Origin of the sequence: Paenibacillus sp. CFBP13512 (genome assembly GCF_005233705.1) — a bacterium.
Classification (GTDB): Bacteria; Bacillota; Bacilli; order Paenibacillales; family Paenibacillaceae; genus Saccharibacillus; species Saccharibacillus nuruki.
In genome coordinates this window covers 83893-101805 of the sequence record NZ_QGAD01000002.1, presented here as the reverse complement: position 1 = coordinate 101805, position 17913 = coordinate 83893, and the positions used below count along the sequence as shown (strand labels likewise).

The following is a 17913-nucleotide window of genomic DNA, read 5'->3' as shown; positions in this document are numbered from 1 at the left end:
TGAAGGTGAGATGAAAAATTTCATGATAAAGAGAAGAATGAAGTCAAATTTTTTTTCTGGAAATTCACTATATCAGACCTATCGATGGGTATTGTCATATGTAGAAAAGTACTATGGCGTATTTTGGATTTTAGTTTCTTGTGGTATCTTAATCACGCTCATTCAAGTTTCAATTCCTAAGGGTGTTCAGTATTTTATCGACATAATTGTTCCATCAGCCAATATTATAAAATTTCGTTGGCTTATTATATTCTTGATTTCTAGCATGTTTTTAATGTTTGGTTTAATGGCATGGCAAAATATGCTACAAAGATCACTTCAAGAAAAGGCAGCAAGAGATTTACAATATGATATTTTTAAACACATGAGAAAATTAGGCTTTTCCTATTTTCAACAACGTCCAGTAGGTGAGAGTCTGTCTTTCATGAATACAGAAGTAAGCCTTTTGCAAGATTTTTATCGCTTTTTACTTCCACATACTATTCAAAATATTATAGTTTCTATTATTTCTATCGTTATTATGTGCATGATTAGCGTACCTCTAACTTTAATAATTATCCCATGCCTTTTCCTTTATTATTTAGTAGGACCTAGGATTGAAAAAAAAGCTAGTATTTTAGCTAAAAAAAATACAGAACAACGAATATCTTATAATCAAAAAGCATACGAAAGTATATCTGCTTTAGCAGAATTAAGAGCACACGACGCTGAGGTATGGGATTGGAACAGATTTAAAGAACGTTTACGTTGCTTTTTAGATGGAAGAGTAGATATGTTATGGTTAGCTTATTGGAGAGGTACAGTACGCCGATTATCATACTATATTGGTGGAGTAGCGGTTATTTTGTACGGTATCTATTTGGTAAAAGAACAGGCTATGAGTGTAGGAGAAATGTCCGCATATTTACTATACTATTTTCAAGTTATGCAGACTCTCACTTTAGTTATCACTGTTATTACTGAACAAAGAGTTTTAATGCATCAAGCACAAAAAATCCACTCTTTTATAAAGATTAAGCCTCAAATAAGTGAACTAAGTGATCCAACCTCATTGCGAGAAATACTTGGAAACATTGAATTTAATCAGGTCACATATAGTTATGAGAATGGACCCGAAGTATTATCAAATTTTAATTTAAAGATTCAATCAGGAGAAAAGGTAGCTATCGTTGGACCAAGTGGACATGGGAAATCAACGTTACTCCTTCTTTTACTTCGTTTTTACGATCCTCAACAGGGAAATATTTACTTGGATGGTATACCCATCAAGAATCTTTCATTGAAAAAACTACGTGAGAGTATAGGCTATGTTTCTCAAGAAACTTATCTATTTGGAGATACTATTCGAAATAATATTCTTTTTGGTAATCCAGAGGCAACAGAAGAAGATGTTATAGCAGCAGCAAAAGCAGCATATGCTCATGAATTTATATGTGCTCAACCTCAGGGATATGACACATTGCTAGGAGAAAGAGGCATAAATTTATCAGGCGGACAAAAGCAACGCATATCTATTGCTCGAATGTTTATTAAAAAACCTTCTATTATTTTACTTGATGAAGCTACTTCTGCTCTAGATACAAACAGTGAACAAGAAGTACAAAAAGCAATAGAACGATTACTAATTGGTAAAACAACTATTACAATAGCTCATCGCTTATCTACTATTACAAATTATAACTTAATTGTTGTACTTGAGCATGGACAGATCTGCGAGATGGGAAATCATAAAGAACTGATGAAGCAACAAGGCGCATACTATCATCTAAGTTTAGGAAAATAGGAGAATAATAAAGTGAAGCATAATAATACATTTCTCAAAAAATATTTTATGTTACGTCCAACTCTACTTATTTCCTCTGTTATTTTAATGATATTAGAATCTTTATCATTTCTAGGAATTATTAAAATTCAGCAATATTTAATTGATGATATTTTAATACAAGGTCAATATGAAAAGATCCCGCTTATCGTATGTCTTTTTGTAGTTGCCTTTTTTCTTTATGCCTTATTATTTACTTTTGGGCCGCATTTCATGCATAAAAATCAGGCAGCAATCCAAGAATGTATTGCAAACGATTTCATGAAATATTTATATAAAATTCCAGTAGAACTTCTTCAAAAAGAACGAACAGCTACGTACGTACATTATTTAACTCAAGACTTAGACAAAGTTGCTTTTATGATGGGTAATCAACTTCCTAAAGGTATTCAACAAATTTTTACTACAATATTAGTGGCAGCAATGATTGGCCTGGCAAGTCCGATCATGCTGCTTATCTGTTTTGTTTTAGGGGTCGTGTATGTTAGTTTAGGAAAGGTTTTTTCTCTTAAACTCAAAAAAGCAGCTAGTGAAGTTCAATATACAAAATCTAAAGTGCTTGTTCATATTGAACAAGGTATATCCTCTACAAGAGAGGTACTTGCTTACCATAGGTTAGAGTGGGAAAAGAAAAGATACGATAGTCTTTATGGAATATATTATAAAAAAGTAATGGATGAAGGTAAGCTTGTAAATCTCAAAATGATTACTACTGAACCCTTAAACTGGGGAGTCCGAGTACTTATTATTGGATATGGAGGATTTTTGGTTTTGCAAGGAAAGTTATCAATTGGAATGTTCGTTGTCATATTTCAATTGGGTTTTCAGTTCATTCAATGTCTTCAAGATTTATTTAATACTTTTATGGATTGGTTTACAAGTAGTGCTAGTTTGGAGAGATTAAGTAACGTAATGAATGGTGAGGAAAATTATGAAGGAAAAGATCCTGTCCCCCTTCCATTAAAAAGTATTTCTTTTAAAAACATTGATTTTGGTTACCAAAAAGGGGGAGAGTTAATCTTAAAAAAATTAAGTTTTGAAATCTCGCTTGGCCGAAAAATTGCTATTGTAGGTCCTAGTGGTTCTGGTAAATCAAGTATTTCATTACTGTTAATTCGATATTTTAATCCTGAATCAGGCAATATAATAGTAAATAATCAACCGCTCCAACAAATTAAGCGAGAAGAGTGGAATCAGTATATAAGCATTGTATTTCAAGACCCATATTTTTTCCCGGATACTATTCACAATAATTTATTAATGGGTTTAGACAAACATAAAGAAGACAATTTAATAAAAACAGCATGCAAAGTAGCACAAATAGATGAATACATTATGAGTCTACCAGACAAATACAATACAGTCATTGGTGAGCGCGGTATAACCTTATCCGGAGGCCAACGCCAACGTCTTGCTATTGCGAGAGCTCTAATCCAAAACAAAGAAATTTTAATTTTAGACGAAGCCACTTCTGCACTTGATATGAACACAGAAAAGAAAATCCAACGGGAAATTGACAGTTATCGTAGTGGGAAAACTACTATCATTATCGCACATCGTTTATCTACTATTAAAAATGCAGATCTAATTTTGGTCTTACAAGATGGACAGATTATTGAACAGGGAAACCATGATCAACTGGTAAACATAAAAGGACTATATCAAAAAATGGTTAGTCACCAAGAGATAAATAAAGAAGACGCGGATGCAATACCTTTCTCAAATACGAAAAAAAATAAATCGAAATAATTTTTTGATAGTTTTTCTTCATAATATCCCTTGTTTGTTAAATTTTGTTATTAATAGTTCTAAAGATTCTTTTTCTAGATCATATATAGAGCTTAACCTTTCAATTAATTTAGTGATATTCTCTTCGACATGAGTTATGCTGTATTTTAAAAATTGATTTAGTGCGATAGTTGTCTCTTGTTCGATTTGAACATAGTTGTCTTTAAATAATGTTGGAAATTGATAGTGACCTTCATGCTCAATATAGTTAATTTTTTTATTCATAAATTTCTTGTGTTCTTTGAGTGTAAACAATACACGTCTATCAATCGTTCGTTTTTTTACAATCATTAACTCTAAATATGCTATTAATTTATTATAAATATCAATACCAAAAGTCCGATCTGAATATAGTTTCGGTGTGTAAAAGCTTTTAAAATTCTTTGTTTCATTAAATGAGGTATAGTAATTATTTATACATTCTGTAAAGTATGTAATATCAAATTGATATATACTTCCATTATGATATTCTGGGTTGATCTTTAACAAGTGTGTATAGTTAAGATAATCATCATAAATGATACAATTTTCAAATGCTGTTTTTAAATTCTCATAGGAAATTGTTGTATGAGAGTAGCTACGTAACTTAAAAAAACCTGCCACTTGAAACTTCTCATTAATATCGTCATAGCCATAAATTAAAATTGCATGCGCAAAGCGTCTTGTTTGATAAGAAGGTGTTGCAGGAATAAAATATTCATCAACATGTGTCCATACGTAATAGCCCAAATCAATCTGATTTTTGATAAAGGATACTATATTTGGGATAGAACCTATAATAAGATCGCGGTGTATTCGCTGAGAATCTTTGAACCAAGGATTAAAATGATGCTCAGGCGTTTGTACGTAAAAGTCTAAAAACACCTCATCATTCTTCCAATCGGATAAGAACAGATTAGTATAATTGGAAAAAATCCACGGATGACAATCTTTATTATCAGAAATAATTGAAAGATAAAATGCGTGTTGAGGATAATTTGAGATCAATGGTTCACAAATAGATAACGTTTTCATTATTAAGTCTCCTTGTTGTAATAATCTGTCTGAACTTTAATTACTAAATTTACTGTATCGATCTTTTTTATCTAATTTTAAAACGGTATTTTTGTAATTGCAAATTTTAGAAAAATAAAATTTTGGGATTTTTATTTTGAGTTACGTAATCTTTATATTCTTAGAGTAGAGGAGAAATAATGAATGATCCGATATCCATATTTATATTCTGGAACAACTATAGGGATTACAGCGCCATCATCAGGAGTAAGTAAGCCTCTTCATTATTTAATTGAGCAAGCTACTGAACGATTGAAAGATAAAGGATACAAAATTTATTATGGAGAGACCATATGGACTCAAAATAAAGCGAAGTCTGCATCTGCTCAAAAAAGAGTTGAAGAATTAAATTACTTATTGCAAGATGACAAAATAGGTCTAATTCTACCTCCATGGGGTGGGGAATTATTAATAGAAATTATAGAAAAAATTGAATACGATAAAATTGAAGTCAAATGGATAATGGGATATTCAGATATAAGTTTATTGTTATTAGCTGTCACTTTGAAAACTGGTATAGCAACAGCACATAGTACTAATTTGGTAGATATAAGAGGAAAATATACCGATAGTACAACGCTAATGTGGGAAAAATTATTAAAAACAGAAATACATAAATTTACTAAGCAATCATCATCTGAATTATTTCAAAAAGAATGGAATCATGATTACCCTTCACCTTATGTGTTTCACTTAACTGAAAAAACAAGCTGGAAAATGGTTTCTAAATTGAATAATGTTCGTATAAAGGGACGTCTACTTGGTGGTTGTATAGATGTTATCCGTCATTTAATTGGTACAGAATTTGGCGATGTACAAACTTTTCAACGTGAATTTCTTAATAACGAGCCGCTCATATGGTATTTTGAGAACTCTGAATTAAGTGTAACAGATCTTCGTCGTTCTCTTATCCAAATGAGATTAGCAGGTTGGTTTGAAAACTGTAAAGGTTTATTATTTGGACGAAGTCAAATGACTAACTCTCAAGATAATTACACAGTTTTAGATGTGTATAGGGAGCTCTCACAAGAAATTGATGTACCATTAATTTATGATATTGATTGTGGACATGTTCCTCCTCAGATGACTTTTATTAATGGAGCAGAAGCTCTAGTAGAAATTATAGATGGATTAGCTAATGTGACCCAACTATTTAAGCCATAAATAACTTGTCTTGTATGTATTCTTATGGCTCTTTAACATTCTATTTCTCGCATATTCATTTGTGCTGAGACAGTATAATAATCCTTAATAATAAAAGATAAATTAGTTGAATTTTGATGAAAATTTTATGGAGAGATAATCTTATGACAATCATTAAATTACCTGTGCAAGAAACGCTTCTCGATACTTATAATATATATGGTAGTATTTCATCTGTTGTTTCTTATAACAAAAATTCCTTACCTTGGTTTTATAATAATTTCATACAGATTCGTTATGTTTATGATTGGAATACATTTTTTTTTGATAATCATCATTTGCTAATAGATAATTGTCCTTGGTTGAATCATTACATTATTCCTCGTTTTTTTATAGAAAGTAAATGGGAATCTATAACGGATTTTATAATTGATTCTCTGAAATCGCATAATTATGTATATATGTATGTAGATAGATATTTTATATCATCTTCAAAAGTATATTTAAAACATTCCTATTGGCACGAAATCTTCATTTATGGATTTGATTCTGAAAATCGAAAATTTCTAGTAGCTGATAATTTATCTGATGGGAAATATGTGCACATTGAGTGTACATTTGATGAAATCTTAAAAGGGTATAATGCAATAAGTTCTGATAACCAATTTTTTCTCAATGTTCATTTATTAAGTCAAAAAGAAGAAACAGAATATGCTGTAAATATTCATCAAATTATACTATCCCTTAAAAATTATCTGAACTCTACTATCACCATTGATGTCTCTTTTAAAGAAAAAACAATATTTGGACAAGAAGCAATACTATTTTCAATAGATAATACTATAAATAATAAAACAAATTTATTAGATCAAAGAGCTTTTTGTTTATTTTATGAACATAAAAAATTAATGTTAAATCGTATCGAATTCTTAATTTCTGAAGAACAATCAAAGCTTGAGTCAGTTTTAGAATGTTATAAAGATATAGTGAAAAAATTCGAAATAATTAAAAATATGGTTTTAAAGTATAATAAAAAAATCGATTATTTCTTTTTACTGAGAATTAGAAAACATATTATAGAGGGGCTACGTGAGGAAAAGAAAATATTAGAAGAAATGATTAGGATAATATCTTAATAAAAGAATACTATTCAAAATAAATTTTATAAGTCTACTATTGTGTGAGAAATTATTCATTATCCTTCCTGATAATTAATTTAGCTTTATTAAAGATATATTGCACAATGAAGTACAACACCTCGAACTGAATACAAGAAGAATCCGCCATAAATCATGCTCATTTTGTCATAATTTAATATAGCAAACTAGAACTTCTAAGCAGACAAAGAACAAGGGAGCTGAACCATGAACTAAGCGTTAGAACGGTTGGCTAGAGTTGGAAGCTAGGGACCCAAAAGCAATGCAACCATTCAAGGCTATAAGGCTGAGGAGACTCAAAATGCTTATCCTCCCCAAAAAAAGTGAATTTCGAAGCTGCATTGAAAGTGAAATCCGCGACTGTCCCATGAGATCGGGTTTACCTTGAAAAGACGTATTTATCCAAGCAAATTCAGTACATTTGTAAAGCCAAGGGCTTTCTACGGTCACTTTTAAACGCTCTACAACTACTTTATACAGACCTATTAAATCGAAGAAATCTTCAGTATCTCCAGCACAAAGGCAAACGTCAAAAACGATCCAGAGATCAAAGACTAGATACCACAACATGAAGAACAAATCAAAAATTCACTACATGGTAAAGTTGTTGCTTTAGACGGTACTCATTATCTGCATTACACTCAATCCAAAGTCATGGCAGATGATTTGAAAAGCTTTATCGATAGCACAAAATAATCAAAAAAGTCGAACGGTATACATAAAGGTGTAGCATTCGACTTTTTTTGATTATAGGTATAGGCTAAACTACTCTGATATCAACTTTTAAACATACTATGTTTATTCTGATACTATTTATTATCCTTAATTTCCTGTAACAGTTCTTAATGTATCTTTCCTTCAAATATACCCCCAGCACAGAGCGTAGATCAAGGAATTAACCGATAGAAGCGAAGCGTTCGCCTGTAAGATTTGGATATCGACTGCCAAGCGGTCAAATCAAGATATCCAAGTCTTACCAGCGATCGATAGGGTAATCCTTGATCAAAGCGGTACTTCAAACCATCTCACATTTCTTTCTCAACAAGTATGTAACTAAAACTAACACAATGAAGTCGCCTTCAATCCCATAACTCTATTTTGAGAACGCTTACCTAAAAAAAGTACACATAACCTAAAGAACTTAGCGTAGTTTCCTTTCCTTCTCTTGCCCATAATTAAAGAATAAGCAAACAAGAGAGATACCGGAGAGAAAGGGGACTTCAATCATGACCTTTTTGTACGAATTACGTAAAAATAAAGTTCTTTTTTTGATGGCGTTACCTGCACTAATCTTACTGGTCTTGTTCAACTACTTGCCGATGTTCGGAGTCATCCTTGCTTTCAAAAATTATAATTTCTACGATGGTATTCTAGGTAGTCCCTGGATCGGATTCAAAAACTTTGAGTATTTATTCAAAGGCGATGCATGGCTGATTACACGTAACACATTATTATACAACTTCGTGTTTATTATTTTCGGACTGATTCTCGCAGTTGCCCTTGCTATTGTGCTGGATGAGATTCGTAACCGATTTCTATCCAAAACCTATCAGACCATATTGATTATGCCTTACTTTTTATCATGGACGATTGTTGCTTTGATTTTTTATGCTTTCCTTAGTGCAGACAAAGGGATTATCAATCAAGCACTAACGTTTATGGGAATGCATCCGATTAATTTCTATTCTGAAACGACCTATTGGCCATACATTTTGATCTTTGTCTTTTTCTGGAAAAGTGTAGGGTATAGCAGTATTATCTACCTCGCTTCGATTACAGGTATTTCACCAGAGTATTATGAAGCCGCTACGATTGATGGCGCTAGTAAATGGCAACAAATTCGCTTTATCACGATTCCTTGTCTCAAGCCAATCATTATTATTATGACTATTCTCAGTATCGGCAAAATCTTTTATGCTGACTTTGGATTGTTCTATCAAGTGACCTACAACTCAGGCGCTCTGTACCCTGTTACACAGGTTATTGATACGTATGTCTACAATGGTCTAACTTCGATGGGGAACTATGGTATGACCGCAGCAGCAGGCTTATATCAGTCTTTTGTCGGGTTCGTGCTTGTCATCATCACCAACTGGATTGTGAAAAAAATGGACAAAGACAGCGCGCTGTTCTAGAAAAGGGGGAATTTCGATGGAGCAAACATCTAGTAAATTCAATCAGCTTCCAAAAAGTTGGAATCTTGTATTTAACCTGATTTTGATTGTACTGTGTGTGGTCTGTATTATTCCAATTATTCTGGTTTATGCGATCTCATTTACCAGTGAAGCGAGCTTGTCTGCTAAAGGCTATCAGTTTTTACCTTCCGAATGGAGCTTGGATGCGTATCGTTATGTGTTCCGCAATGGAGATCAGATTCTGCAATCGGCTTATGTGACGATTGGCGTTACAGCGATAGGAACGTTATTCAGTCTGTTAGTGACTGCGTTATTCTCGTATGTATTATCGAGACGTGATTTTCGTTATCGTAATGTGATGGCATTTTTCTTATTTTTCACAATGTTATTTAACGGTGGATTGGTGCCTTCTTATATTGTAAATACGAATGTTCTTCATTTAGCAGACTCATTCTGGATTTTGATTTTACCGTATTCACTGAGTGCTTTTAATGTTATTATTTTGAGAACGTTTATGCAGCAATCTATTGAAACAGCGATTCTAGAAGCCGCACGGATTGATGGAGCAGGCGAGTGGTATATCTTTGCTCGTATTGTGATTCCGTTGTCCAAGCCAGGACTCGCTACTGTTGGATTATTTACACTGGTTACCTATTGGAACGATTGGTTCCTTGGACAGTTGTATATTACCAATCCCAAATTAGTCAGTCTACAATATATGTTAATGAAATTGCAGTCTAATATCGACTTTGTAACCAGTAATGCGACTTCAGCGACTAACAATATGTTAATGGCGCAGATTCCAGCCGAAGGCGCACGTATGGCTATCTTAGTTATCGTATTAACACCGATTCTTTGCGCATATCCATTTTTCCAAAAGTATTTTGTAAAAGGATTAACAATTGGTGGTATCAAAGGTTAACACAAGGTAAGGAGGAATAGGATGAACCATTCCAGATACAGGTATCACCGAATGCTTTTGCTTCTGGTGGTATCTGTATTGTTGTGTATTGGGGCAGGTTGTCGGCAACAAGATCAGAAAGATGTGACCTTATATTCAGCCACTTCACAATCTTCACAGACAGGGCAAGAGACGACGCAAAGTAATCTTCCACCTGCGGAGTTGGTATTTTACAATTATGCGAATCCTATGCCAGATCAAGATAAAGTCATGGACGAAGTCAATAAATACCTTAAGCGCAAAATCAATGCAACTATTCGTATTATTACACTGAATCCAACCGAATTTGAAGCGAAAATACCAGCGATTCTAGCCTCCGGTCAACCAGCAGATCTGGTATTTACTAGCTCGTGGACCAATAATTATTTAGCCAATGTGTCTAGAGGAGCCTTTTTACCATTAGATCATTTGCTAAAGCAGTATGGAGTGGGGATGCAGAAGTCGATTCCAGCTATTTTGTGGAAAGGCATGCTTGTGTATAATCAGACCTACGCTGTACCGCTTAACAAAGAAATTGGACATCAATACGGTGTGCTAATGCGTAAAGACATTGTAGATAAATATCATCTCAAGATAGATCGTATTCAGACATGGGAAGATTTAGAACCCCTTTTACAGATTGTGCATCAGCATGAACCTCAACTAAGACCACTGGATACACCGGAAATGTTATATCGGTCGATTCCAATGAATCATATTTCAGGTGATTGGTATTTGCCAGGTGCGATCAATATTGGAGAATCGCCTGCGTTTAAGCGTGATGATCATCAAGTGTTCAATCAATATGCCACACCTGAATTTAAGCATTTTGTAGAGACGATGTATCGCTGGAATCAAGCAGGATATTTGCCTAAAGACCCGATGTATGAAGCCGAAGGGGATTGGAAAACAGGTAAGATATTTGCAGGAGCACTATCCTATGCACCTAATTATGTGTATGAGCGTAGCAGTCAACTGGGATACGATCTGGATTATGTTAATATCGGGCAGGGGGTTATTGAGACAGGTGATGTGCAAAGTGGGGCTTTTGCAATTCCTCGTTCTTCCAAGCAACCTGAACGTGCAATGATGTTTTTAGAATTGTTATATACTGATCCTTATCTGGCTAATCTGCTCAAGCATGGAATCGAAGGGGTTCATTATATCAAAGTAGATGATAAACATATCGAACCTGCACCGGGTATGGATCCGCTGAATCCAAAGTATGATTATGGATATGGCTGGATGTGGGGAAATATCTTTATCTCGTATTTTGATAAATCGTATCCTCAAGATACGTATGAGCAGTATGAAGCATTTAACAGCGGTAATATTCCAGCGCCAGCACTGGGCTTCAATATGAATATTGCCCCGGTATCTACAGAGGTAGCTGCTATCAATAATGTATTAGCAGAATACTATCGTCCACTGATTAATGGTACGGTTGATCCAGAGAAAGTATTCCCTGTTTTTTTGCAAAAATTACAGATCGCTGGAGTAGAAACGTTGATTGCTGAAGAGCAAAAGCAATTGGATCTGTGGAAAGCCGCACAATCTTCAGCTTCTTCTATTCAATGATTGAGCGACTTTCTTTCTACTCATTCGGACAAACAAGCATATCTAAGCGAAATATCTTTGAACAGATTGTTTTCCCCTATGCTGTGTTTATGGTACATTTATAAAAAAGAACTGTATGTGAGTATAAGTTCTTACGGGAATAGGGGGATCATCATGGCTGTAGATGAGAATTATCAGCGTAAGTTAGAAGACCAAAAACGTTTATTTAAGCAGTTGGGGATTAAGTTCGATGCCCTTACCATTCATGAAAAAGATTTTGGAACCAAAATGCGAGGCTACTCTCAAGAAGAAGTCGATTTTTTTCTAGATGATGTTATTTTAGATTATGAGCGTTTTTACAAAGTCATTACAGACTTGCTTGATAAATATAATGAACTTCAACGTCGCCAGACGTATGAAAGTGAGCGCGCTTCTGCACGGATGAAAGAAGTCGAGGATTCGGTAGATCGCAGTATTGTAACAGATGCGATTGGAACACTAGAACGTACAATTGATCAACTTAAAGTTCGCTTGCGTGATAGCGACAATAAAAAAATGATCTAATCTTAAAGTGATATGGATACATTAATCCATGTAGAGATATATTTGAAATGAGCAATAAAAAAAGCTGCTTCCTGTGATCATAACAGAAAGCAGCTTTTTGGTATCAATAGGATTAGATATCCAGCACTGATTGTAACAGATGACATTTTTCAACCAGAGTGGGTTCTTGAGATAGAAAAGAAAACATCGCTTTAAGCATCCCTTTACGTTTTACATCGCTCAATATTTCTTGTTCTAGCTCTTGCAGAACCTGACGATACTCTTCTTTTTGCTCATCAGAGACTTGGAGGTGATGCAATAATCGCTTGAGATCTAGCAAAGCATCATGAATCATAATCCCTTTGAAAATAGGGCTATCTTTGATATGTTCAGGATCTACTTTGAGCTGTTTCCAATCCCAGATCGGTACATAGTTGTATTCCATCATACCCTTAATCCATAGATCGACAGTGTTAGCCAGTAGAGCAGCAAATTCTTCATCTGTTGTATTCGGCTTGAGTCCCATCATAGGCAGAATCAGGTATTGCATCATCATTCCTCTAATCATAAAGATCACATCATAAGCAAAAGGCTCTACTTGCTCACCATAAATATCCACCAGACAATCGGTAGTCCATTTGCTTAATTTGTATTCTACGATAAGAAACGCTTCGATTAACTTCTCGCTGTGAAATAGACTTTTATCATGCATCGAAATCATCATCGAATGGAATTTGGTATCCAAAGAGTTCTGTAAGTAAATGCGCACAAATTCAGCTATTTTTTGTTCAGGTGGTAGATGAGTATCGGAATACATTTTGCAGATGGCATCATCGATTTTGTGTCCATGCATTACAACAGTAGCGACAAGAACATCTTCTTTACTTTGAAAAAATTTGTAAAAAGAAGCTTTCGCTATTCCGCTTTCTTTAGCAATCTCATCTACAGAAGTAGAAGTATATCCTTTTTCGGAAAAAAGTTGAAGTGCTACTTCAATAATTTCATGTTCTTTGTTTTTCAAGTGCACGTCTCCTTTACCGCTATATCATCACGTCATTATAAAATAAGAACAGGCTCTTTGAAAAGAAGCCTGTTCTTATTCAGTACAGATTCATGTATCTAGAATAATAAAATTACATTTTTTTGCTTAAATTCAGTTTTTCACGACGTTGTTGTTTGCGTTCTTCTTTACGAGCTGCTTTTTTTAATTTGCGTCTAGCTACAACCATATATAAAGAAGGAACTACAAACAGTGTCAAAATTGTCGAGAAGACCAGACCGAAAATAATCGTAACTCCCAGTGGTCGGAATAGTAATTCACCGACAGTAGCGATAGGAATCATACCGACAATCGCTGTCAAAGATGTTAAAAGAATCGGGCGGAAACGAGCAGATGCAGCAGATATAATAGCATCGGTCAGCTCCATACCTTCATGCCTTGCATCTTCTATAAACTCGATCAATACGATACCATTCCGTACAACAATTCCGGCAAGAGCAATAATCCCCATGACTGACATAAATCCAATCGGCGTACGAGTGATAAATAATCCTAATATACCGCCCGCGGCTGCTAGATATACAGTTGTCATAATAATCATTGGAATTGAAAGCGAATAGAACTGAATCATAATTAAGATAATGATCAGGAAGATAACGACTACAAACAATTGACCTAAATCAGTAAAGGTATCTGTTTGACTGGACGTTGCTCCACCGACATCCCATGTGTATCCTTCAGGGAAATTAATTTGTTGTATTTTAGGTTCTAATTCCTGCATAACTTCTGTAGCTGTACGTCCATTTGCATCTGCCTCAATCGTATTCACTCGTGTTAAGTTGTAACGATCGATTTGTTGAATCGCAAATGATGGTTTCATTTCAACCACTTGTGATAATGGAATCTGAGTTCCAGCAGAGTTGGTAATACTGACTTGTTGGAATAGTGCTGTTGGACTAGCGTTGGTAGAATCTTTCATATAAAGCTTGATATCGATTAGATCTTCACCGTTATCAAAGTCACCTACACTAATACCGCTACCCATCATCAAAAGCGTACGTGTTAAGTTTTCATAACTCACTTTGTATTGATCCATAGCTTGTTTGTTTACGACAAAGTTCAAAGCATAATTTTCTACACCAATACTATCAGTGATACCGTATGTTCCTGGTGTATCAGCAATCGCAAGTTTCACTTTATCGGTTAGGCTACGAATTTCTTCTAGATCATCACCTAGAATACGGATCGATACTGCTTTACCTACAGAGACACCCAAATCTGTAGCTTTTACAGAGATACTGATGCCTGGATAATCTTTTTTAAGTTGATCAGACCACTGTTCTGACGCTGTAGCTACATCGAGCTTATGTTCTTCACCGGTGACTAGAATCTGTCCGGTTGTGACACCACCGCCACCTAGACTAAGATTGGTAAACAACTGAGGTGCACCGCCGCCAGAAGCATAAGCTATATTTTCAACACCTGGCTGTTTTTTGACCCATTTAGCAACACCTTTTACGACTTCATCTGTTTTCTGTAAAGAAGTACCTGTAGGCAACGATACATTGATCGTTAACTGAGGATCAGATGAACTTGGGAATAGCTCGACAGGTGTAAAAGCAGCTAACCCGTAAGCAAGTGTACTCACAATAAGCCCTGTTAAAGCCACAATTAATGGACGTTTTAGCACTTTAGGCATTAATTTTTTAGCATAGCCATTAGTTAACGATTGGATTTGTTTACCTAATAGTCCAGCAGGTTTTTCTGTGCCATGTGTTTTACCTTGTTCATTACGACGCTCTTCATACCATTCACGGAAAATAGGAATGATCGTTAATGCCATAATCATTGAAGCTAACATACATAACGAGATAATGGTTGGAATCGGACGAATAAATGATCCCATATCGCCTTCAAGTAGCATCAATGGAGCAAAAGCTGCAATCGTTGCTAATGTAGCTGTAACGATAGAGATGGATACTTCTTTGGTACCATTAACTGCTGCATCTGTCGGATTTTCTTTGAGTACGGTTAATCGCCGTTCAATATTATCATTAACAACAACCGCATCATCGACCAGAATCCCCAGTACAATAATAAGTCCTACAATCGTGATCTGATTCAGTGATATTCCAAGTGTAGGTAGAAGGATAAGACCTAGTGCAATCGAGACTGGAATAGCCAAAGCTACAAAAGAAGCGGTTAACCAGTTCAATCCCAACATACAAATGATAATAACAGCCAAAATAGCAATTAACATTTCACGAATCAAATCATTAAAGATACGATCTACTTCTGTTTTTTGAGCAAACAAGGAAGTAAGTTTGATATTAGCAGGCAATGTTTTTTCAAGTGAAGTCATTTTTTCTGCTACACGCTCATGCATGGTAGGTACATCAGAACCTGTTTCACTACTAATATCAAGCGAAATTGCAGGTACACCGTTGTAATATCCTAAGTATGTTTCTTTATCAGTAATCAATTGTACATTTGCGATGTCTTTAACATAGACAGGAACACCGGCTTCGGTTTGAAAAACAACAATGTTTTTGAGGGAATCTACATTATGAGATTCGTCTACAGTTAATTGATAAGTACGTGATTCGTATGCAATATCACCTGTAGGTACACGGTTATTTTCAGACTGGATCGCTTGCATAACCGATTCCCACGAAATATTATACTGTTTTAACTTCGCCATATCTGCATCAACTCGTACTTGTTGATCGGGAATACCTTTGATCGCTACATCGGTGATACCCGGTACAGAACGAAGTTGGTCACGCCATGTGTTCATAAGATCACTTAAAGCATAGATATCTTCTTTTGTTTTGCCATATAAAGCAAAAGATTGGACAAAGGTTTGTGTTAAGTTGTCATTGACAATAGGCGTGTTTGCATCAGCAGGAAGTTCACCTTCAGCATCCTGTACTTTACGACGCAATTCACTCCATGTATCTTTTGCATCTGCCGCTGGTAATGCTTGAATAATAATGCTGGATACACCATTACTTGAAGTAGAAGAAATGGTATCGAGATTAGTGACTTCTTTAATTTTTTGTTCTAATACTTTGGTAACCGTCTGCTCCATTAATTCTGGAGTTGCACCCGGATAAGTTGTCGTTACTGTTGCTGTTTTGATAACGATATCGGGCATTAATTGTTTAGGCAACTGCAATGCACTTACGATACCGAACAGAATAAGCATGATAAAGAAGACAAGCGTAATTTTACGCTTTTTGACGATATATTTGATCATTTAGCGGTCGCCTCACTTACTGTAAGGGCATCTCCATTAAATAAACGGTCCGCTCCTTGAGTCACCACCTGATCGCCTACTTTTAAGCCTTTAGTAATCTGATAACGATTATCGTATAGATTACCAATTTCAATAGGGGTTTGAACGGCTTTACCATTTACATTTTTGAATACATAAGGTTCAGATCCTGTACTGACCACTGCTTCTACAGGAATTGCGATTCCTTTTAATGAAGCAGCTTGACGTGAAGCTTTGACAACCTGACCTGGTTTCCAATCGAGTTTAGGGTTATCAATGGTAACTTCTGCATTAATAGAACCTGTATTTTCATTGGTTGCAGGATATAGCTTCGTTACTCTACCTGTACGCGTCTCATCATAAAGGTTCAAGCTAACTTGTTGTCCAACTTTCCACTTACTGATTTCACTATCTGCGATAGGAAGCAACACTTTAAGTTTGTTAATCTCACCTAGAGTAAACATAGCTGTTCCAGCAGTAACCGTTTGTCCGTTAGAAATCGTTTTTTCTAAAACGACACCAGATACTGGAGCGGCAAGTCCTACTCTTGATAAGTTCAATTGAGCGGTTTCTTTAGCGATAACAGCTTGCTCATAACTAGCTTGAGCTTGACTGATACCCGCATTGGCTTGTTCGATACCCGCATTGGCTTGTTCAATACCTGAATTGGCTTGTTCTACACTAGCTACAGCACTTTGACGACCTACTTCTGCTTCTTTTACTGTAGAAGCCGCTGCTGCACGATCGGAAGCACTTGCTCCTTCTAATAGAAGAGAAAGTTGTTCTTTCGCATCGTTAAGACTGTCTTGTGCAGTTGCAAGAGTCGTTTGCGCTTGCTCATTTTCTTGCTGAGTTAGTAGACCATTTTGAAATAATGTTTTGGCACGATCTGCTGCTGTTTTGGCCTGGTTATAAGCCGTTTGTGCTTTATTTACAGCATTTTGCGATTGTGCTCTTTCTTGTGTACGTGCTCCAGCAGCTACGCCTTGTTCACGTACTTTAGCACTTTGAATCTGTGCATCAGCGGATGCGATACCTGCTTGAGCAGCTTGTTTGGCGGCTTGCGCATTACTGAGGGAAGCTTGCGCGCTGGTAAGAGAAGCTTGCGCATTGCTGAGGGAAGCTTGGGCTGCAGCAACACTTTGGTTCGCATTGTCGAGGTCAAGTTGTAAATCTGCGCTATCTAATTGGGCTAAACTTTTCCCTTTTGTAACCTGATCTCCAATATCGGCATTCACTGAAGTGACTGTTCCACCGATTTTAAAAGAAACAGGGGTCTCATCATATGCTTGTAGTGTGCCTGATAAGTCATAGACCGCATCTAATGTTACTTCTTTGACGGCTGTGACTTCGACGCTACTACTTGCCGGCTCCACTGCAGCTTTCTCTGTCGAACATGCTGTCAAACTAACAGCTAACAGAATCGCTGTAAAGGCCGTTGGCCAGCTTTTTTTCATAGTTACAGTATCCTCCTCTGAACTCACCAGTTTAATTTATA

General features: G+C 35.6%; 12 protein-coding genes. 8 read left to right on the top strand and 4 right to left on the bottom strand.

Going from position 1 to position 17913, the window contains the following annotated elements:
• Window positions 1-10 precede the first annotated feature (10 nt).
• Window positions 11-1783 carry an ABC transporter ATP-binding protein gene (locus tag PaeCFBP13512_RS02850; RefSeq protein ID WP_137221001.1) on the top strand — a complete coding sequence of 591 codons (1773 nt, stop codon included), beginning with the start codon at window positions 11-13 and terminating at the stop codon, window positions 1781-1783.
• Between the two features lie 48 nt (window positions 1784-1831).
• Window positions 1832-3571, top strand: coding sequence for an ABC transporter ATP-binding protein (locus tag PaeCFBP13512_RS02845; RefSeq protein ID WP_137220999.1), 1740 nt, complete (start codon window positions 1832-1834; stop codon window positions 3569-3571).
• Window positions 3572-3589: 18 nt separating this feature from the next.
• Here PaeCFBP13512_RS02845 and PaeCFBP13512_RS02840 read toward each other — a convergent pair whose 3' ends face one another.
• Entirely contained in the window at window positions 3590-4624 is a 1035-nt protein-coding gene (locus PaeCFBP13512_RS02840) for a hypothetical protein (RefSeq protein ID WP_137220997.1), read from the bottom strand.
• Window positions 4625-4807: 183 nt separating this feature from the next.
• On the opposite strand from PaeCFBP13512_RS02840, the gene PaeCFBP13512_RS02835 reads away from it, so the two are divergent.
• The 6 genes from PaeCFBP13512_RS02835 (at window position 4808) to PaeCFBP13512_RS02810 (ending at window position 12159) form a co-directional block, all read left to right on the top strand.
• On the top strand, window positions 4808-5827 hold the full coding sequence (locus tag PaeCFBP13512_RS02835) for a S66 family peptidase (RefSeq protein WP_137220995.1): 1020 nt from the start codon (window positions 4808-4810) through the stop codon (window positions 5825-5827).
• A 143-nt stretch (window positions 5828-5970) separates the two neighbouring features.
• Complete coding sequence (locus PaeCFBP13512_RS02830; RefSeq protein ID WP_137220993.1) at window positions 5971-6942, top strand: hypothetical protein; 972 nt, start codon at window positions 5971-5973, stop codon at window positions 6940-6942.
• Between the two features lie 1247 nt (window positions 6943-8189).
• Window positions 8190-9098, top strand: a complete 909-nt coding sequence (locus PaeCFBP13512_RS02825) for an ABC transporter permease (RefSeq protein WP_069327848.1) — start codon at window positions 8190-8192, stop codon at window positions 9096-9098.
• A gap of 16 nt (window positions 9099-9114) precedes the next feature.
• On the top strand, window positions 9115-10020 hold the full coding sequence (locus PaeCFBP13512_RS02820) for a carbohydrate ABC transporter permease (RefSeq protein WP_069327849.1): 906 nt from the start codon (window positions 9115-9117) through the stop codon (window positions 10018-10020).
• A gap of 21 nt (window positions 10021-10041) precedes the next feature.
• Entirely contained in the window at window positions 10042-11616 is a 1575-nt protein-coding gene (locus tag PaeCFBP13512_RS02815; RefSeq protein WP_137220991.1) for an ABC transporter substrate-binding protein, read from the top strand.
• Between the two features lie 153 nt (window positions 11617-11769).
• Complete coding sequence (locus PaeCFBP13512_RS02810) at window positions 11770-12159, top strand: DivIVA domain-containing protein (RefSeq protein WP_069327851.1); 390 nt, start codon at window positions 11770-11772, stop codon at window positions 12157-12159.
• 112 nt (window positions 12160-12271) lie between these two features.
• On the opposite strand, the gene PaeCFBP13512_RS02805 is transcribed toward PaeCFBP13512_RS02810, so the two are convergent.
• From PaeCFBP13512_RS02805 to PaeCFBP13512_RS02795, 3 genes are all read right to left on the bottom strand, one after another.
• Window positions 12272-13159, bottom strand: a complete 888-nt coding sequence (locus PaeCFBP13512_RS02805; RefSeq protein WP_069327852.1) for a TetR/AcrR family transcriptional regulator — start codon at window positions 13157-13159, stop codon at window positions 12272-12274.
• A gap of 112 nt (window positions 13160-13271) precedes the next feature.
• The gene (locus PaeCFBP13512_RS02800) at window positions 13272-16397 is read right to left on the bottom strand and encodes an efflux RND transporter permease subunit (protein ID WP_069327853.1); all 3126 of its coding nucleotides are present in this window, start codon (window positions 16395-16397) and stop codon (window positions 13272-13274) included.
• A complete protein-coding gene (locus PaeCFBP13512_RS02795) occupies window positions 16394-17872 on the bottom strand; it encodes an efflux RND transporter periplasmic adaptor subunit (RefSeq protein WP_069327854.1) in 1479 nt (492 codons plus the stop codon). Before PaeCFBP13512_RS02795 ends, PaeCFBP13512_RS02800 begins: the two co-directional genes overlap by 4 nt.
• Window positions 17873-17913 lie beyond the last annotated feature (41 nt).

Excerpts from the sequence above, each read along its gene's own strand:
- PaeCFBP13512_RS02850 (WP_137221001.1), top strand. The coding sequence starts at position 11 with ATGAAAAATTTCATGATAAAGAGAAGAATGAAGTCAAATTTTTTTTCT.
- PaeCFBP13512_RS02845 (WP_137220999.1), top strand. The coding sequence starts at position 1,832 with ATGTTACGTCCAACTCTACTTATTTCCTCTGTTATTTTAATGATATTA.
- PaeCFBP13512_RS02840 (WP_137220997.1), bottom strand. The coding sequence starts at position 4,624 with ATGAAAACGTTATCTATTTGTGAACCATTGATCTCAAATTATCCTCAA.
- PaeCFBP13512_RS02835 (WP_137220995.1), top strand. The coding sequence starts at position 4,808 with ATGATCCGATATCCATATTTATATTCTGGAACAACTATAGGGATTACA.
- PaeCFBP13512_RS02830 (WP_137220993.1), top strand. The coding sequence starts at position 5,971 with ATGACAATCATTAAATTACCTGTGCAAGAAACGCTTCTCGATACTTAT.
- PaeCFBP13512_RS02825 (WP_069327848.1), top strand. The coding sequence starts at position 8,190 with ATGACCTTTTTGTACGAATTACGTAAAAATAAAGTTCTTTTTTTGATG.
- PaeCFBP13512_RS02820 (WP_069327849.1), top strand. The coding sequence starts at position 9,115 with ATGGAGCAAACATCTAGTAAATTCAATCAGCTTCCAAAAAGTTGGAAT.
- PaeCFBP13512_RS02815 (WP_137220991.1), top strand. The coding sequence starts at position 10,042 with ATGAACCATTCCAGATACAGGTATCACCGAATGCTTTTGCTTCTGGTG.
- PaeCFBP13512_RS02810 (WP_069327851.1), top strand. The coding sequence starts at position 11,770 with ATGGCTGTAGATGAGAATTATCAGCGTAAGTTAGAAGACCAAAAACGT.
- PaeCFBP13512_RS02800 (WP_069327853.1), bottom strand. The coding sequence starts at position 16,397 with ATGATCAAATATATCGTCAAAAAGCGTAAAATTACGCTTGTCTTCTTT.
- PaeCFBP13512_RS02795 (WP_069327854.1), bottom strand. The coding sequence starts at position 17,872 with ATGAAAAAAAGCTGGCCAACGGCCTTTACAGCGATTCTGTTAGCTGTT.